This is a genomic window from Schaalia naturae, assembly GCF_042665795.1.
Taxonomy (GTDB): Bacteria; Actinomycetota; Actinomycetes; order Actinomycetales; family Actinomycetaceae; genus Pauljensenia; species Pauljensenia naturae.
Map to the genome: position 1 here is coordinate 2635983 of NZ_JBHTEF010000001.1, position 17558 is coordinate 2653540.

Annotated in this window: 15 protein-coding genes; 14 read left to right on the top strand and 1 reads right to left on the bottom strand. The window is 66.3% G+C overall.

Annotated elements, in window-relative coordinates; all coding sequences use genetic code 11:
- Positions 1–42: 42 nt before the first annotated feature.
- The 13 genes from ACFQWG_RS11650 to ACFQWG_RS11710 all read left to right on the top strand — a co-directional run bounded on the left by ACFQWG_RS11650 (position 43) and on the right by ACFQWG_RS11710 (position 13947).
- On the top strand, positions 43–1386 hold the full coding sequence (locus tag ACFQWG_RS11650; RefSeq protein WP_380975508.1) for an ABC transporter substrate-binding protein: 1344 nt from the start codon (positions 43–45) through the stop codon (positions 1384–1386).
- Positions 1387–1496: 110 nt separating this feature from the next.
- Complete coding sequence (locus ACFQWG_RS11655; protein ID WP_380975510.1) at positions 1497–2393, top strand: carbohydrate ABC transporter permease; 897 nt, start codon at positions 1497–1499, stop codon at positions 2391–2393.
- Positions 2390–3259: a carbohydrate ABC transporter permease gene (locus ACFQWG_RS11660; RefSeq protein ID WP_380975512.1), complete on the top strand. Its 870-nt coding sequence runs from the start codon at positions 2390–2392 to the stop codon at positions 3257–3259. The genes ACFQWG_RS11655 and ACFQWG_RS11660 overlap by 4 nt, the downstream gene beginning before the upstream one ends.
- 25 nt (positions 3260–3284) lie before the next feature.
- Positions 3285–4454, top strand: coding sequence for a mandelate racemase/muconate lactonizing enzyme family protein (locus ACFQWG_RS11665; protein WP_380975514.1), 1170 nt, complete (start codon positions 3285–3287; stop codon positions 4452–4454).
- A complete protein-coding gene (locus tag ACFQWG_RS11670) occupies positions 4451–5518 on the top strand; it encodes a Gfo/Idh/MocA family protein (protein WP_380975516.1) in 1068 nt (355 codons plus the stop codon). Before ACFQWG_RS11665 ends, ACFQWG_RS11670 begins: the two co-directional genes overlap by 4 nt.
- A complete protein-coding gene (locus ACFQWG_RS11675; RefSeq protein WP_380975518.1) occupies positions 5515–6426 on the top strand; it encodes a dihydrodipicolinate synthase family protein in 912 nt (303 codons plus the stop codon). Before ACFQWG_RS11670 ends, ACFQWG_RS11675 begins: the two co-directional genes overlap by 4 nt.
- 2 nt (positions 6427–6428) lie before the next feature.
- Complete coding sequence (locus ACFQWG_RS11680) at positions 6429–7322, top strand: amidohydrolase family protein (RefSeq protein ID WP_380975520.1); 894 nt, start codon at positions 6429–6431, stop codon at positions 7320–7322.
- Positions 7323–8196: 874 nt separating this feature from the next.
- Positions 8197–8802, top strand: a complete 606-nt coding sequence (locus tag ACFQWG_RS11685) for an exonuclease domain-containing protein (protein ID WP_380975521.1) — start codon at positions 8197–8199, stop codon at positions 8800–8802.
- Positions 8803–8940: 138 nt separating this feature from the next.
- Entirely contained in the window at positions 8941–9990 is a 1050-nt protein-coding gene (locus ACFQWG_RS11690; protein WP_380975523.1) for an iron-siderophore ABC transporter substrate-binding protein, read from the top strand.
- 3 nt (positions 9991–9993) lie between these two features.
- Positions 9994–11040, top strand: a complete 1047-nt coding sequence (locus ACFQWG_RS11695; protein ID WP_380975525.1) for a FecCD family ABC transporter permease — start codon at positions 9994–9996, stop codon at positions 11038–11040.
- A complete protein-coding gene (locus ACFQWG_RS11700; protein ID WP_380975527.1) occupies positions 11037–12155 on the top strand; it encodes a FecCD family ABC transporter permease in 1119 nt (372 codons plus the stop codon). Before ACFQWG_RS11695 ends, ACFQWG_RS11700 begins: the two co-directional genes overlap by 4 nt.
- A gap of 106 nt (positions 12156–12261) precedes the next feature.
- Entirely contained in the window at positions 12262–13029 is a 768-nt protein-coding gene (locus ACFQWG_RS11705) for an ABC transporter ATP-binding protein (protein WP_380976328.1), read from the top strand.
- A gap of 9 nt (positions 13030–13038) precedes the next feature.
- Positions 13039–13947 (top strand): siderophore-interacting protein, encoded by a 909-nt coding sequence (locus ACFQWG_RS11710; protein ID WP_380975529.1) that lies wholly within the window; start codon positions 13039–13041, stop codon positions 13945–13947.
- A 19-nt stretch (positions 13948–13966) separates the two neighbouring features.
- Here the strand turns inward: ACFQWG_RS11710 and ACFQWG_RS11715 are convergent, their stop codons facing one another.
- Positions 13967–15010: a LacI family DNA-binding transcriptional regulator gene (locus tag ACFQWG_RS11715; protein ID WP_380975531.1), complete on the bottom strand. Its 1044-nt coding sequence runs from the start codon at positions 15008–15010 to the stop codon at positions 13967–13969.
- Positions 15011–15263: 253 nt separating this feature from the next.
- On the opposite strand from ACFQWG_RS11715, the gene ACFQWG_RS11720 reads away from it, so the two are divergent.
- Positions 15264–17555 (top strand): alpha-galactosidase, encoded by a 2292-nt coding sequence (locus ACFQWG_RS11720; protein WP_380975533.1) that lies wholly within the window; start codon positions 15264–15266, stop codon positions 17553–17555.
- Positions 17556–17558: the final 3 nt, after the last annotated feature.

A 17558-nucleotide genomic window follows, 5' to 3' on the forward strand; every position in this document is an offset into this window, starting at 1 on the left:
CGTTGCCATGCATTGCGATCTGACCCGAACACTGGAGGGACAATGAAGTACCACAAGTTCGCATCCGTATCCACAGCAACCATTCTTGCGACCGCGCTGCTGCTCGCCGGTTGCGGAGCCCCACGTTCGAATCCGTCGACTGAACAGAGCGGTTCGGCGGATGGGGTCCCGTTGGATGAGGAGCAGTCGCTCACTATATGGGGATGGTCGGGCGCGCCCGGTGCCGACGCCATGCAGGACGTGATCGACGCCTTCACGCAGGTGCACCCGAACATCTCGGTCACCTACAACGAAATTGCGAACACGGACTATGCCAACAAGGCGACGCTCGGTCTGAGTTCCGGACAAGAGATCGACGTCATTGGCGTGTTCCCTAATGAATGGGCGAAGGACAATGAGAGCTATCTACTCCCTGTCTCCGAATGGGACACGACAGGCGATCTCTCGGCGGAACTCTCCGAGACGTCGGTCGAACAGACATCCAAGATCTTCTCTGACGGGATCTTGAGGGCGGTACCGGCCTATTCTTCCGGCGATCCGGTGTTCTTCTACAACGTTGATCTGCTCAAAGAGGCGGGGTTAACCGAGCCACCTGCGACATGGGACGACGTCAAGAAGCTCACTGAGGGACTCGAGAGCACCGAGCCGGATGTGGCGACCGCGATCATTCCGCAGGACGGATGGTTCCAGTCTTCGGTGGGTCTTGCATTCATTCAGGAGTTCGACCCGACGTACTGGAACAAGTTCGTATATGACCAAGGAGAATGGAACACCGACGCCGCGAGTCAGGGTCTGAATCTGTACCAGCAGATCTTCAGTGACGGCACACTCGACAAATCGACGCTTGACATCAGCTATTCAGATGCCAAGACGAACTTCGGTGAGGGCAAGACCGCAATGGTGATGAGCGGGACGTGGGATGCCGGTTTGCTCTCTGAAGGCTACCGCGAGGCCAACGGATTCGACATTGACAACGTCGGAGCGGTGGCGATCCCCTCCGCAACTGGTTCCGAGGGAGGAATTCGCTCCTACGTTGACCTTGCGCTTGGAATTCCGACTGCTTCGGAGCATCAGGAGGCGGCCGCTGCGTTCATTGAGTTCATGGTCGCCGGAGAGGGTGTGGATAAGTGGGCTTCTTCTCTGCTTGGCGTCCCCGCGAAAGCCGATTGGACAATTCCGGAGGGTCTACTCACGAGCGACCAGGCAGTCGAAGGTTGGAAGACGATCCAAAACCTCGTTGCGAATCCGCAGTCGGACAGGTTCGTCCTGAGCAACTTCGAGAATCAGCAGGGCTCCTACTTCCTCGAGGTCGCAAGGGGTTCGATGACCCCCGATGAGGCGTTGACCGCCGGCGAGCAGGACGCGTCGAGCGGTAAGTACTTCTGAGAATCGGTCACCGTCACATTCATGTCATGTGCGTGGCGTCGTCCGCGATGCTTTAACTGCGGTCCGGACGATGCCACGGATCAGCAACCGTCTCGGTTGGGAGTGGACTAATGAGAAAACGTTCCGGCGGGCAGAAGAAGTCAGACGGAAAGGCGGCTATGCTCTTTCTCGCCCCACTCGCCCTGATATACGGTGTCTATTATATCTATTCGATTGTTTTCCTTCTGCACACCAGTAGAACGAAGGTCTCGATCTCCTTCTTGGATCCTGAGAGCGTCGGGTTTCAAAACTATTTGTCGCTCGTCCAGGACTCCTCGTTCCTCCGTTCGGTCGTCAACACGCTCGTCTTCGCAGCGTGCAGCATCGTCGCCGCACTGACAGTGGGCTTCTTTATCTCAGCGGCGCTGGCGACTGGATTCCATGCGAAACGTCTGTTGTACGTCATTTTTCTGGTTCCGACTTTGATGCCGTCGTCTCTCGTCGCGACGATCTTCGCTTCGATGTTGCAAGAGAGATTCGGCATTCTCAACGAGACGCTTCGGCAGGTCGGGCTTGGCGCTTTCGCCCAACCCTGGCTCAGTGATTCCAACTTAGCATTCGGAGTGGTCGCGAGCATTTTTTGCTATCTGATCGGGTTGCCCATCATGTATTTCACGGCAGACTTTTCCACTCTTCCGACAGATTCTCTGGAAGCGGCACTCATCGACGGCGCAGGAACATTCCGAATTATGCGGTCCATCATCTATCCGATGATGTCGGCCACGTGCAAGACGATTATTCTCTCTCTCCTGCTCGGTTCGTTCCGGGCTCTCGAGGTGGTTTGGTTCTCCACACAAGGTGGGCCAGGAGGATCGACGGAAATCGTAGGGTCATACCTGTACGATTTCGCCACTTCCTCAGGACCTTCCATCGGATTCGTCTCCGCGGCGGCGATTGTCGTCCTCCTGATCGCTTTCGTGATCTCGACCATCCAGATGCTTGTCTCAGGACGGAAGGATGCGTCATGAGATCCGTGATCTGGGCAGGACAACACGAACGCGAGAAGGATGACGACGCACTTCGTTCAATTGTGACGAGTCGACGCGACAGGATCATCCTTCACATTCTGATTGTGGTCCTAGCGATCGTGTTCGCCGTTCCGTTGCTTGCGGTCATCGTTGACTCGCTGAAGATCAACGGACTAGGAAACTATGTCGATCTCTTCGTGGATCCCATCGGATCAGTCCCCATTTGGAAGACCTACGTGAACTCTCTGGTCATCGGAGCTATCCATGCCGTTGTAGTCGTGGGCGTGTCTAGCATGGCCGGTTTCGCTTTTTCCAAACTTCACTTTTGGGGTCGTGAACTGGCTTTTGCGGCGGTCGTCCTTTTCTTGGCGGTGCCCGGAATCGCTCTTGTCGTCCCAGTCTATAGGATCAGCCTTGAGCTAGATCTTTTTAACAATTATTTCGGTGTTGCGCTTCCGGAAGCGGCTTTGACGATCCCGTTCGGCGTACTGATGATGCGCAACCAGGGGATGAGTGTCTCGCCCTCGTTGGTGGAGGCGGCGCAACTTGACGGGGCAAGCCAATTTCAAGTCTTCCGGAACGTCTTCCTGCCCCTGGTTCGACCAGCGATCGTGAACCTCACCATCTTGTGCTTCGTATGGTCTCTTCAGGACTTTCTGTGGCCGTCGTTCTTGTTCACGGATCCGCAGATGGCCTCCGCCGCCCAAGCAGTGCAGACGTTTTCGAACGCGCTGGGCCAGGGCGTCGCTGACCTGGCGAAGTACCACGCGAGCTTGGTATTGCTCGCGCTTCCCGCTGTTCTTTTCGTCGTGGTGGGCCTGAAATTCATCGTCAATGGTCTGGCCAGCGGGGCGACAAAGGAATAGATCGGGCGAATCGGAGGAGTCGGTCATGAATGTCATCGAACGCGCGGAGCTGCTGGTGCTCTCATACCAGTACAAGGACGACGAGATCTGGGGGTGGCCGGGTGGCACTTACCGAGGCTGGACGACGGCGTTCGTCCGTCTGACGGACACCTCGGGTGGGCAGGGATTGGGGGAGATCGGAGATGGTCTCAACACTCCGAAACTGATTCCGGCAATTTTCGACCGTGCAGCGAGCCAGGTTGAGGGTCTTCCCGTGTGCCCGCGCACCGTCGTCGACGCCTTGGCGCGCTCGGCGCCGGGCTGGGGGGAGGCGGGCCTGTTTCAGAGCGTGATCGCGGGATTCGAACTGGCGGTCGTCGATCTCTTGGGCACACGCGTTGGCGTTCCGGCGCACGCTCTCTTCGGGGGCGCGCAACGGAAGGTGATGCCCGCATACGCGAGTGGAGGTCTGTCTCAGTCAGCAGACGCAATCCATGAGGAGGTCTTGGGCTATGTGGCCCGCGGCTTCGATGCCGTGAAGATCCGCATAGGTTTCGGTCCTAGCGAGGATGAGGATCGGGTCGCCGCAGCCCGCAGCGCGCTCGGTGAGGAACGGCGGCTAATGGTGGATCTCGGAGCCAGCTATCTTCCGAGTCCTCCGGATCACCGGGACGTTGTCGACCTGTATGAGAGGCTTCACCCCTATGGGATTTACTGGCTGGAGGACCCGTTGCCGCGACGAGACGTGTCCGGATACGTTCGTCTGCGCGACGAACTCCCGACTCGTATTGCTGCGGGTGAGAATGAACGAGGAGAAGATCTCATTCGGCGGTGGTTGGATGCAGGGGCGATTGACATTCTGCAGACGGATGCGCTTTATGTCGGCGGAGTTCTGAGACAGTTGGAGTTGGCCGATCTTGCGGCCCATTGGGGCGTTCGGCTCGCCCCCCACACATGGTGTTCGGGACCGGGACTGATGGCGAACTTGACTGCGGCGGCAGTCGCGCCAAATGGCGTGTTTGTGGAGGTTCCTCAACCGCCTAATCCATTCCGCGAAGGCCCGTTGCGCGAGCAGTTGCGCTTCGACGGCGGTGGTGTCGTCCTTCCTGAGACCCCCGGTCTCAATGTGCTCCTCCCCGAGAGTATGGAGCAGATGAGGTTCGATGAGAGTGCAGGTCCCGTCTTGTTCAACGCGCATAAGGCGGTGACGCGATGAACGGAGTACTCAGAACGGCAGTAGTCGGAGCGGGCTGGTGGAGCGGCAGGATCCACGTTCCTGCGATTCTGGCTGATCCGCGCGCTGAGCTCACCGTGATCTGTGATCCCGATGGAGGACGTGCCGAGAGGATGGCGGCGGCATTCAACGTGCCGCATTGGACGACGAGCACAGCCGACGTCCTCGACATGGATGTCGACTGCGCGGTCGTCGCGAGTCCCCACCACACCCATTTCGCCGCCGCGCTGCCGCTGGTCGAGGCGGGGGTCGACGTGATGGTGGAGAAGCCGATGACGGTCGAACCGGCTGACGCATGGCGTCTCGTCGAGACTGCGCGACGACACGGCGCCAAGCTCCACGTCGGCTATTCGTTCCTCCATTCCAGGCATGCGCGACGTCTTCGTCGGCTTCTCGGCGAGGGCGGGCTGGGCGAGGTCGTCTTCTCGGATGCGTTGTTTGCGACGGCCGTCCATTCCTTCTACCGGGGAGACATGTCGGTGCAGCTGGCTGAAGGAGCCCGTTTCCAGTCGAGTCCCTCGACCTACTCCGATCCGAGGACGGGGGGTGGCCATCTGCAGGCCCAGGCAACGCACGCATTGTCGTTGATCCTGTGGATATTCGCTCAACAAGCATCAACGGTGTCAGCAAAAACGTCGAGTCGGCCATATGGGACAGTCGACGTCAGCGACTCGATCTCGATGGAGCTGGATGATGGAGTTCTGGCCACGATAGCGGCAACCGGAATGGCACCGTTGCATGACCTCCGAATCGAGCGGTGCACCGTCTTCGGGACCGAGGCGTATGCGGAACTCGACGCAGTTGCACAGACGCTCACCGTCCGAAGAGCACAAGCCGCACCGCTGGTGCTGGTCTCCAAGGAGGACGGCTCCGCGAACCCCCTCGGCAAGCCGGTCGAGATGCTGATCCGGTGTCGACTGACAGGTGAAGAGCCGCCCGTTTCAGGTGAGTTTGGGGCGGCTGTCGTTGACGCCACATGGGCAGCCTTCCAATCGGCGAGCACCGGCCAAGACGTGTCCGCGAAAGCATGGAGAGCCGGGTCGTGACCGGCGGTTCAGCGCGACAGAAACAAATATGCGGCGTCGTCCCAGTCCTCGCCGCACCGCTGACGACGGATCTCTGTGTCGACGAGACCATGCTCGATCGGGAGATCGGATGGCTCGTCGACTCGGGGGCCAGGTGGCTGGCAATCGGTTTCGGCAGTGAGATCGGTTCTCTGGATCCCCAAGAGGCGCGCAGGCTCGAACGCTGTACCGCGGCGGCGCGCGGGGCGGCGCGTGTGGTCGGCAATGTGGGGCAGGCGAGTACCGTCTCGTCGACCTTGCGACGCCTTGATCTGGCCGTGGACGCTGGTGCCGATGCCGTCATGTTGCATCCGACCGACGAGCGGGGGCGTGGCAGTGGGGCTGTCGCCGCTGAGATCGCGAGCATCGCCGCAGTATCTCCGGTTCCCCTGGTAGTCCAGGATGCGCCTCAGCACACCGGTGTCAATCTCACGGTGGAGGACCTCGGTGTGCTCGCGGGCTGCGATGGCATCGCGGCACTCAAGATCGAACCTCCTGATGCTGTGGCCAAGATCCGGGCGGTCAGCGAGAGGAGGACGATGATGTCGGCACCCATCCTTGCTGGTCGTGGCGCCGTCCAGCTCCACCGTGAAGTCAGGGCAGGTGCAGAGGGGACGATGCCTGGAGCAGGTCTGTTTCCGGAGATCGCGCGGGTGTTCCGGTTCTCCATCGAGGGGAAGTGGCAGCAGGCCGTCGGGGAATGGAGCCGGCTCGCCCCTCTCATGTTGATCGGGGAGCGGAGTTTCAAAGATTTCGTCCAGTTGCAAAAGACGATCCTCACCAGCCGTGGGGTCTTTCAAAACGATCTGATCTCAGAGGCGATGGGATCGCGCGACGCAGGTATGTCGTATGAGGTCGAGTGTCTTCTGGATGCGATAGAGGTCTGGTGACCATGCGGTCTGTCATCGACACGCACGTCCATTTCTGGAGGCTGGAGCCGATCGGCGATCATCCATGGATTCTGGAGGCGGCACGTGAGAATCCGTCGGCAGCGTTCCTGAGGCACGACTTCATGCCAGTGGACTTCGTCAAGGCTGCGGCAGGTGTTGACGTTCGAGCATTCGTGCACATTGAAGCGGGGTGGAAGGGGAACGAGAAGAAGTCGGAGACTCTCTGGGTGCGTCGCATCGTCGAAGAAGCTCCGTTCCCATGCGCGCTGGTGGCGGGCGCGGCCTTGGAGCATCCGGGTGTCCGCGACGAGCTGTTGTGGCAGAAATCGTGTGGAGGAGCCGTGGGCGTACGCCAGATGCTTGACTGGGATCCGGCTCCGGGAGCCTCGCAACCGCCTTGCCTTCTGGGTTCTCCGGAGTGGGAGAGAGGGTTGCGGATTCTCGGCGATCTCGGACTCGTCTTCGAGGTCCAAGCGTCTCCCGACCAGCTCCCGTACGTGGTGAGTCTTGTTTCCCGATTCCCGGAGGTTACTTTTGTCCTCGACCATGGAGGACTTCGTGGCCGGCGAACACCGGAAGTGGAGGAACTATGGAGGACAGCTGTTGCCAAAATGGCTGTATGCAACAATGTTCGCGTCAAGGTGTCAGGGTATGGCGTTGTTGACGCGACGTGGCAGGCGGCAGGGTTCAAGGATTACGTGAACTGGTTGGTCGATCTTTTCGGCCCAGGGAGAAGCATGTTCGGCAGCAACTTTCCCTTTGACAGCGCGACGATCACTTACGTTGACTTGGTCAGTCTGCACGAATGGGCGCTCGAGAGGTTGAACTCCCGTGAACTCGATCAGTACTTCTTGCAGACAGCCGCAGATCTCTATGAGCTTCCTCTGCGGGCGTAGCCTCGATAGAGGGAGAGCAAACGTGTCAGTGCCGGGATGGTGATGGTCTGTGGTCTGTGGTCTGATGATCGTGAGCAGGTCATTCCAACGAGATGTTCCGGAGGCTGCAGGCCGGACCTTCGTGTTCGAGGCGTCTTCTTCGCGGACCCGGCCAATTTCCCCGGGACACATGGGTGTCCGGGATCTTGATGCGTCGGAGAACGGCTACTTGTCCGACATGTCGAGTCCAGAGTGCTGATGATGGTGGAGCATTCCGCGGCTCAGGGCGATTGCTCAAGGGGTGTCCGCCTTCGACGTCCCACCTGACGAAGTGGTGCGCGGTTGTGCGGGAACCGGGCGCCTCCGGACTGGAGAGCCCATCCCCATCAATTTTGTGCCGGCTCACGCTGGACAATGGCGTCGCGGGCGCATGCCGTGGCTGGTCGGTCAAAGCGCGTGGGCGGCGGATCGCCGACGGTTGTCCCGAGTACGAACGTCCTCGCCGAAGATTCTGTGCGACTCGGAACGTCAAGGGCTCTGTCAGCATGAGTGTGGGCCTGATCGATCTGTGGATCGTGTGAACGGGTCGGGCTGCCGAGGTGATCTCGGAGTGTCGCAGCAGTGGCCATGCCGAGACTAGATAAGGGGACGGTCCCTTCCGCCCGACAGGCCGGTCTTAATGTCTGCTGGGGAGGGCATGCGTCCGAGTGCGTGCGCTCATTCGCATGGGCCTTGATATGGCCGTCGCCATCCCGGTCGGCGAGATGAGATCGGCGTGGGGGACAATACTCCTGGTGCCCCCGGACGGGTCCGGGGTGCGGCGCCCAGACGTCCCGCCGCGGATCCGCCGACGGGGCCCGAACGCCTCGCGCAGTCAGAGAAGGGAAGGATCCGCATGTCCGGACTGGACTTCGTCGCCGTCGACTTCGAGACCGCCAACGGCTCGCGCGCCTCCGTGTGCCAGGTCGGCCTCACCCGCGTCGCCGGAGGCGAGGTCGTGGCGGAGGACGCCTGGTATGTCATCCCCCCGACCGGGGTCGAGAACTTCAACGTGCGCAACGTCCTCATCCACCACATCACCCCGGAGTTCGTCGCCCGCCACGGCATCGACTGGGAGGCCTCGCTCGCACGGTTCGAGGGCTTCGCTGCCGGACAGGTCCTGGTCGCCCACAATGTCGGCTTCGACCACTCGGTCTTCGAACGCTCGACTCGCCACCTGGCCCTGGCCGTCCCGCCCCACCGGTGGGAGGACACTCTCGCCCTGTCGCGGCGCACGCTGGATCTGCCCAACCACAAGCTCGACACGGTCGCCCGTCACCTCGGGATCGCCGAATTCGCCCATCACGACGCCTGCGCGGATGCCCGGGCCTGCGCCCTCATCGCCACGGTGATCGCCCAGCGCACCGGCGCCCGCAGCGTCGACGACCTGTGGCCGGGCTCCGCCTCCCGGTCTCGGTGGGGCGCCGAGGTCGATCCGGCCTGGAGCAGGCGTTCGCGCTGACACGGTGGCGGGCCGGGACCCTGATCTGCGAGGGCGGCGCCGGGCTCCGCAGCGGCCAGCCGGTGACAGGGCGGGCCTCCGCCAGTAAAGTAAGGCTGCCCTCACTCAGAGGTCTGTCCCTGCAACCGGAGGTCCGTCTTGCGTCGCCCCCCATTCCTCACCGTCCTGATCGCCACCGCCGCCCTCGCCCTGGCCGGATGTTCCGCCTCCACCTCGGGCGAGTCCTCCTCCAACGGCCAATCGGACACGGTTGCGGCCTCCGGAGCGACGGGGGATGCCTTCCCCGTGACCATCCAGCACGTCTACGGGTCGACCACCATCGAGAGGAAGCCCGAACGCGTGGCGACCGTCGCCTGGGGCAATGGCGAGGTCCCGCTTGCCCTCGGGGTCGTCCCGGTCGGGATGGCGAAGGTGACCTGGGGCGATGACGACGACGACGGCGTGCTGCCCTGGGTCGAGGACAAGCTCGCGGAGCTCGACGCCCCGACTCCCGTCCTCTTCGACGAGACGGACGGGATCGACTTCGAGGCTGTCGCCGATACCCAGCCCGACGTCATCCTGGCGGCCTACTCCGGCCTGACCCAGGACGACTACGACAAGCTGTCGAAGATCGCGCCGACCATCGCCTACCCGGAGGTCGCCTGGGGCACCTCCTACGAGGACATGATCCGCATGGACTCCCAGGCGATCGGACTGGGCGACGAGGGGGACGCCCTCATCGACCAGCTGCACGCCCAGGTCGACACGGCGCTCGACGCCCACCCGGAGCTCAAGGACGCGAAGGTCCTGTTCTCCTACATCGACCCCTCCGATCTCAGCCAGATCGGCTTCTACACGAGCAACGACACGCGTCCCGGCTTCCTCGAGAGCCTCGGGATGCCCACGCCGACCGTCGTCGAGGAGGAGTCGGCGACGACCTCGGAGTTCTATGCCACCGTCAGCGCCGAGCAGGCGGACCGCTTCAGCGACGTCGATGTCTTCGTCACCTACGGCGACCCGGACGGCGACCTCGTCGCCCAGCTCCAGGCCGATCCCCTCCTGTCGAAGATCCCCGCGATCAAGGAGGGCCATATCGCCGTCCTCCAGGACTCGACGCCGCTGGCGGCCTCGGCGAACCCGTCGCCCCTGTCGATCCCCTGGGGCATCGACCAGTACTTCGACCTGCTGGCCGGCGCGCTCGACAAGTAACGAGTGAGCGCCGTTCTCGACCGTCCGCCGCTACCGGACGCCGCTGCCCTGCGGCGCCCGGCAGCGGCGCGGATGGCATGGCTGGGAGCGGGGGTCGCCGTCCTCGCCCTCCTGTGCGTCGCCTCCGCGGCCTTCGGGGTGCGCGAGGTCGCCCTCTCCGACGTGCTGGCCGCGCTCAGGGGGGACTCCAGCGACGTCGCGCGGGCAGCGGTGGTCGCGCGCCTGCCGCGCACGGCCCTGGCGATCCTGGTCGGCGCCGCGCTTGCCCTGTCGGGCGCCGCGATGCAGGCCGTGACCCGCAATCCGCTGGCGGACCCCGGGATCCTCGGGGTCTCCAACGGGGCGGCCCTCGCGGTGGTCCTCGGCATCGCGTTCTTCGGCCTGTCCGCGCCCTACCCGACGATGGCGGTGGCGACCGTCGGGGCGGGCGCGGCGGCCGCATTCGTCTACTCCGTCGGGTCGCTGGGGCGCGGCGGCGCGACTCCCCTCAAACTCGCCCTGGCCGGCGCCGCGACCTCGGCGGCGCTGTCCTCCTTGACGAGCGCCGTTCTGCTCCCTCGCGTCGACGTCATGGAGGAGTTCCGGTTCTGGCAGATCGGCGGCGTCGGCGGAGCCACGTGGGAGCGCACCGCGACCGTCCTGCCGGTCCTCGCCGTCGGCGCCCTCGTCACTCTGGCGGTGGCCCGCGGGATGAACTCCCTGGCCCTGGGCGACGATGTCGCCACGGGCCTCGGCGTGGACGTCCCCCGCATCCGGGTGATCGCCTCGGCGGGGGCGGTCGTCCTGTGCGGCGCGGCCACGGCCGTCGCCGGCCCGATCGGCTTCGTCGGGCTGGTCGTCCCCCACGCGTGCCGGCTCCTGGTCGGCCCCGACCACCGCTGGCTCCTGCCGTTCTCCGCCCTGGTGGGCGCGAGCCTGCTGGTGGGCGCCGATGTCGTCGGACGGGTCATCGCCCGTCCCGCCGAGGTCCAGGTCGGCATCATCACCGCCGTCATCGGCGCCCCGTTCTTCATCGCGATCGTGCGCCACCAGAAGGTGCGTGAGCTGTGAGCCGTTCCATGACCGCCCCTGCGGCGCCCCCCGTCCCGGGATCTCCGGCCTCCTCCCCCGGCACGGGAGCCCCCTCCGCCCCGGCCTCCCCGGTCGTCCGTGACGTCGTCGAGGGCCGCCTGGCCCGCCGTCGCCGCCGGCGGATCCTCACGATCCTGCTCGTCGTCGCCGTCGCCGCGATGCTGGCGGCGTCGTTGATGCTGGGCCGCACGGTCTACGGTCCCCTCGACGTCCTCCGCGTCATTGCGGGCGAGCCCGTGTCTGGAGCGTCGTTCACGGTGGGGGAGCTGCGTCTGCCGCGCGCCGTCCTGGGGGCGCTGGCGGGATCGGCCTTCGGCATCGCCGGTGTCACCACGCAGACGATGCTGCGCAACCCGTTGGCGTCCCCCGATGTCATCGGCATCAGCTCTGGGGCCAGCGCCGCCGCCGTCATCGGCATCGTCATCCTGTCGATGGACGAGGGCGCCGTCTCGCTGCTGGCGCTGGGCGGGGCGCTCGCCACGGCGCTGACGATCTACCTGCTCGCCCATCGCGGAGGATTCGCGGGGACGCGCCTGATTCTCATCGGCATCGGGGTGGCGGCGATGCTCAACAGCGTCGTCAGCTACGTGCTCTCCCGTGCGGCCGCCTGGGATCTCCAGACCGCGATGCAGTGGCTGACCGGGAGCCTGAACAACGCGAGCTGGCAGACCATCGCCCCGTTGGCGGCGGCGTGGATCGTCCTCGTCCCCGTCATGATCGCGCGGGAGGACTCCCTGGACGTCCTGCGCCTGGGCGACGACTCCGCGACGGCACTGGGAGTGCGGGTCGGAGCGACGCGGGTGCTCCTCATCGTCGGAGCCGTCGCCCTGCTGGCCTTCGCGACGGCCGCCAGCGGGCCCATCGCCTTCGTGGCCTTCATGTCCGGGCCGATCGCGGCCCGCCTGGCGGGGCCCGGATCGCGGCTGCTGGTGCCCTCCGCCCTGGTCGGCGCCCTGCTGGTGCTCGTCTCCGACTTCGCCGGCCAGTTCGCCTTCGACACCCGCTACCCGGTGGGCGTCATCACCGGCGTGCTCGGCGCGCCGTATCTCGTGTTCCTGCTCATCCGGACGAACCGGGCCGGAGGATCGCTATGACAGACGCGCATTCGCTGATCGCCGAGGGACTCACTCTGGCCTACGGGGGGACTCCCCCGTCGTCGAGGGCCTCGACCTCGCGGTCCCGCCCGGGCGGATCACCGCGATCGTCGGGCCCAACGGCTGTGGGAAGTCGACCCTGCTGCGCGGCCTGGCGCGCCTGTTGGCCCCCCGTGCCGGCCGGGTGCTGCTCGACGGCGCAGACCTGCGCCGCCGCCCGTCGCGGGACGTCGCGCGCATTCTCGGGCTGCTCCCCCAACATCCGATCGCCCCGGAGGGGATCGCCGTCGCCGACCTGGTGGGCCGGGGGCGCCACCCCCACCAGAGGATGTTCGCCCGATGGGGGGCCCGAGACTACGAGGTCGTCGCGCGGTCGCTGGAGGCCACCGGGACCGCGGACCTGGCGGACCGGCCTGTGGACGAGCTCTCGGGCGGACAGCGCCAACGTGTGTGGATCGCGATGGCCCTGGCGCAGGAGACCGACATCCTGCTGCTCGACGAGCCGACGACCTTCTTGGACGTCACCCACCAGATCGAGATCCTCGACCTGCTCACCGATCTCAACCGCGAGCGCGGGACCACCGTCGCCATGGTCATGCACGACATCAACCTCGCCGCTCGCTACGCCGACCACCTCTTCGCGATGCGCGACGGGCGCCTCGTGGCCTCGGGGGCGCCCTCGCAGATCATGTCGGAGGGCATGATCCGCGACGTCTTCGGCCTGGACGCCGTGGTCGCCACCGACCCCGCCTCCGGGACGCCCTCGATGTCGCCCCTGGGCCGCCACCACGTGGCGACCGGACGCGGCGCGTCCGCGTCTCCCGGTCCCAGCCCGACGGCTCCCGACGCCGGGGCCTCCGCCCCACGACCCTGAGGAGAACCCATGCCTCCCCCCGCCGACGCGTACCGCTTCTTCCGCGCGCCCGTCAACGCCATCACCGACGTCACCCCGAGCTTCCGGCGGTTCACCCTGCGCTCCGACGAGCTCGCCGGCTATGGCGATCCCGGCTTCGACCAACGGATCAAGGTCGTCGTCCCGACCGCGTCCGCGGGCCTGGACGCCATGCCCACCGGCGTTGACTGGTACCCGCGGTGGCGCGCCATGGACCCGGACCGCAGGCCGGCGTTCCGCACGTACACGACGCGACGCGTCCGCCGAGAGCGGTGCGAGGTCGACATCGACATGGTCGTCCACGAGCCGCTCGGGCCGGCCTCCCGGTGGATCCTCGATGCCCGCGTCGGCGACGAGATCCTCATCTTCGCGCCGACATCGCAGGTCACAGCCCCCAATCCGGGCATCGACTTCGTGCCACCGGCTCGCACCGGGCACATCCTGCTCGCCGGGGACGAGACGGCCGCGCCCGCGCTCGCCGTCATCCTCGAGCAGCTCCCGCCCGGGGCCCGGGGGACCGTCGTCCTGGAGGTCCCCCGGGACGAGGACGCCGCCTACCTGCCGGCCCATCCCGGCTTCGAGGCTCGTGTGGCCTCACGGGAGCGGGGGGAGCGCAACGCGCACCTGCTGACCGCCACGATGGAGTCGGCGGACCGGTTGATCCCGGCGGGGCGGGGCTGCGAGGTCGAGGAGATCGACGTCGACCGCGACATCCTGTGGGAGGTCCCCCGCACGGCCAAGGGCGGGGCGGCGCTGCGGAGCGCCTCGCTGTACGCCTGGCTCGCCGGCGAGGCCGGCGCGATCACGGCGCTGCGCCGGCACCTCGTCGGCGACCTCGGCGTCGACCGGCGGGCCGTGGCGTTCATGGGGTACTGGAGGCTCGGCCGCGCCGAGAACTGAAGGCGGGCGGTCCCGGAGATCAGGTCCCCTCCCTGGCGCTCCCGTCCCCGGACGGCGGGCACCCGCACGACTGGCGCACGATGAGCTCCATCGGGAGGATGCGCGGCTCGACGTCGGTGTCCCCGCTGATGAGGGTGTCGACGGCGGCCGTTGAGATGGCCTCGAACGGGTGCCGGACCGTGGTGAGGGGCGGCCAGGAGAACTGGGACTCCGTGGTGCCGTCGAAGGAGATGACGGCGATATCCCCGGGGCAGTCGAGCCCGCGTTCGTGGAGCGCCTGGAGCACGCCGACGGCGATCAGGTCGGACCCGGCGAAGATCGCGGTCGGAGGGTCGGCGCGATCGAGCAGCCGGCGGGCGCCCTCGTACCCGCCCGCCCGGGACCATTCGGTGGTCTCGACGAGGGAGGCCGTCAGGCCGTGCCCGCCCAGAACCGACTCCCACCCGATGCGGCGGAAGTCGACGGAGCCGCCGGGCAGGGCGCCGGTGACGAATCCGATGCGGGTGTGCCCGTGCCCGATGAGGTGGGAGGCCGCGAGCTCGGCGCCCTGGCGCAGATCGGGGCCGACCAGCGGCGAGAGGCGTCCCATGGAGGACTCGTCGATCATCACGCGGGGGACCCGGTCCGCGGCGGCGGTGTAGCTGCGTCTGTCGTAGAGATACGTGAGGATGAGGAGCCCGTCGATGCCGCGGTCCAGCAGGTTCGCCAGCATCGAGTACTCGCGCTCGGGATCATGGTGCGTCGTCGCGAGCAGGATGGAGTACTGGCGAGCGGCGGCGGCGTTGTCCAGGGCTGCGACGAACTCCGCGTGGAACGGGTTCACGATGTCGGGCAGGAGGACGCCGATGAGATGGGTGGCGCCCCGCCGAAGCGCCCGGGCGCTGCTGTTGGGCCGGTAGCCGAGGGTCTCGATGGCGTCGAGGACGCGTTCGCGGGTGGCGGGCGCGACCCCGCGCGGCCCGTCGTTGATGACGTAGCTGACGACCGCCGTGCTCACGCCCGCAAGACGTGCGACGTCCTGCAAGGTCGGGGGGCGTCTGCGGACCCGACCCTGTCTGCTCACGGTCGACTCCCCCGTTCCTGTCGGTGGCTGATGCGGTCGCGGCGCGTGACGCGCGGCGCCTGCCAGCCCATCGTATGCGCCGGGCGAAGTCCCCCGGAGCCCTTCGCTGATCTATTCGAATCAACTTCCAAGATTCGTTATCAAAATGAGACTTGATAAGGGTGCGTGCGGCCATATCTATTGGAATAGATTCTTCTGTGAGCCGACGGGGCGATGTCGACGGATGACACCGGCCTCCCAGGGCGAGTGATCGATGGAGAGAAGCGAACGGATGGGGCCGATGGTGGTCGACGCGACGACAGAGCACGGGCGGCGGGGCGGCTGGGCGGCAGTGGATCTGCCGCTGGGTGTCGTCCATCTCCGCGCCGGCGGGACATCCGTGGTCACGACGTTCCTGGGGGATGCAGCGCCCCAGGTCCTCCACTGGGGAGAGGATCTGGGCGACGTGCCGCCGGATGTCCTGGCGTCGCTGGACCTGGCGGACACGGCCCCGGCCGGGCACAATGCCCCGGCCGTGCCGGTGCGGGTCCCGATCCTCCCCGAGGCGCGCACCGGCTGGATGGGGAGGCCGGGCCTGGCCGGCTGGCGCGACGGCGGCGAGGACTGGTCGCCGCGTCTGCATGTCGACCGCGTCGAGACGGACTGCCGGGATATCTCGCGCCACGGCTCCTCCGTCAGCGCGGGACCGGGCGGCTGGCGGATCCGCCTGATCGACGCGGAGGCGGGGCTCGAGGTGCTCCTCGAGATCGAACTGGCGCCGAGCGGCCTCGTGCGCCTGCGGGCGTCGCTGACGAACACGGCCGGCTCCGTCTACCACCTGGAGGAGCTCTCGCCCGTGCTCCCGCTCCCCCCGCAGGCGCGGGAGATCCTCGACTTCTCGGGCCGGTGGTCCCGGGAGCGGACGCCGCTGCGCCTCCCGCTCGAGTTCGGCTGCCGCCTCCACGAGGGCCGCCACGGCCGCACCGGCTTCGACGCCCCGCCGATGATGTTCGCCGGAGAGCCCTCTTTCGGATTTCGCTCCGGAGAGGTATGGGGAGCCCACGTGGGATTCTCAGGCAACTATCGACTGTGGATCGAGAAGCGCCCCGACGGGCATCAGGTCATCGGTGGAGGAGAATTGCTTCTGCCCGGCGAGGTCAGCCTGGCCGCAGGAGCGACGTACACGAGCCCCTGGGTGTACTTCGGACGGGGCTCCGGCCTGGACGAGGCCGCGCACACCGTCCATGAGTGGCTCCGTGGGCGGGCCGGCCACCCCTCGCCGCGTCGTCCCGTCACCCTCAATGTCTGGGAGGCCGTGTACTTCGACCAGGACACGGAGCACCTGGTCCGGCTCGCCGAGGCCGCCGCGGGGATCGGGATCGAGCGATTCGTCCTGGACGACGGATGGTTCCAGGGCCGTCACGACTCCACCGCCGGCCTGGGGGACTGGGTTCCCGACCGCGAGACCTGGCCCGGGGGACTCGCGCCGCTGGCCGACCGCGTCCATGAACTGGGGATGGAATTCGGGCTGTGGTTCGAGCCCGAGATGGTCAATCCGGATTCCGACCTGGCGCGCGCCCATCCGGAGTGGATGATGTCGGCGCGGCGCGATCTCCCCGTCGCATGGCGGCACCAGCAGGTCCTCAACCTGGCTGACGAGGGCGCCTTCGATCACGTCCGCCGGCAGATGAGCGCCGTCATCGAGCGCTACGGCGTGGACTATGTCAAGTGGGACCACAACCGGGACCTCATCGACGCGGGCGACCGGCGCCATGGCGGCCGTGCGGGGGTCCACGAACAGACGCTGGCCGCCTACCGCCTGATGGACCTGCTCGGCCGCGAGCATCCCGGTCTGGAGATCGAGGGCTGCTCGTCCGGCGGGGCGCGGGTCGACCTCGGCATGGCCGAGCATGCCGCGCGCTTCTGGCCCTCGGACTGCCTGGACCCCCTTGAACGCCAGTCGATCGTGCGCTGGACCTCGCAACTGCTCCCCCTTGAGATGATCGGCGCCCACATCCAGTCCCCGGTGTCGCGGACGACCGGTCGCACGAGCTCTCTCGACTTCCGGGCTGCGACCGCGGTATGGGGGTGCCTCGGCGTCGAGTGGGACGTGACCGAGATCGGCGAGGGCGAACGCGGACTGCTGGCCGAGTGGATCGCCTGGTTCAAGCGAAAGCGCGGACTGCTGTTCACCGGCGACCTGGTCCGCGCGGACTCGCCGGACCCATCGGCGTGGGTGCAGGGCGTCGTCGCCGGCGACAGGCGGAGCGCCCTCTATGAGTTCACGACGCGCGAGCGCTCTGGCGACGCCCCTCGGGGGCGGTTCGTCCTGCCAGGGCTGGAGGCCGAAGCCGTCTACCGCGTGCGGCCGGTCATCGTCGGGCCCGGTCCACAGGGGCTTGTCCCTCCGCCGTGGTTCGGCCCCTCGAACCAGGGTGTCGAGGCCACCGGCCGGATACTCGCCTCATACGGGCTCAGGGCGCCGCGCCTGTTCACGGATCAGGCGCTTCTGTTCGAGGTCACAGCGGTGTCCGGGGAGAGTCCTCGGTCCCTTCCCGGGGCATGACAC

Coding starts and splice junctions, on each gene's coding strand:
- ACFQWG_RS11650 (WP_380975508.1), top strand. CDS start 43: ATGAAGTACCACAAGTTCGCATCCGTATCCACAGCAACCATTCTTGCG.
- ACFQWG_RS11655 (WP_380975510.1), top strand. CDS start 1,497: ATGAGAAAACGTTCCGGCGGGCAGAAGAAGTCAGACGGAAAGGCGGCT.
- ACFQWG_RS11660 (WP_380975512.1), top strand. CDS start 2,390: ATGAGATCCGTGATCTGGGCAGGACAACACGAACGCGAGAAGGATGAC.
- ACFQWG_RS11665 (WP_380975514.1), top strand. CDS start 3,285: ATGAATGTCATCGAACGCGCGGAGCTGCTGGTGCTCTCATACCAGTAC.
- ACFQWG_RS11670 (WP_380975516.1), top strand. CDS start 4,451: ATGAACGGAGTACTCAGAACGGCAGTAGTCGGAGCGGGCTGGTGGAGC.
- ACFQWG_RS11680 (WP_380975520.1), top strand. CDS start 6,429: ATGCGGTCTGTCATCGACACGCACGTCCATTTCTGGAGGCTGGAGCCG.
- ACFQWG_RS11685 (WP_380975521.1), top strand. CDS start 8,197: ATGTCCGGACTGGACTTCGTCGCCGTCGACTTCGAGACCGCCAACGGC.
- ACFQWG_RS11710 (WP_380975529.1), top strand. CDS start 13,039: ATGCCTCCCCCCGCCGACGCGTACCGCTTCTTCCGCGCGCCCGTCAAC.
- ACFQWG_RS11720 (WP_380975533.1), top strand. CDS start 15,264: ATGGAGAGAAGCGAACGGATGGGGCCGATGGTGGTCGACGCGACGACA.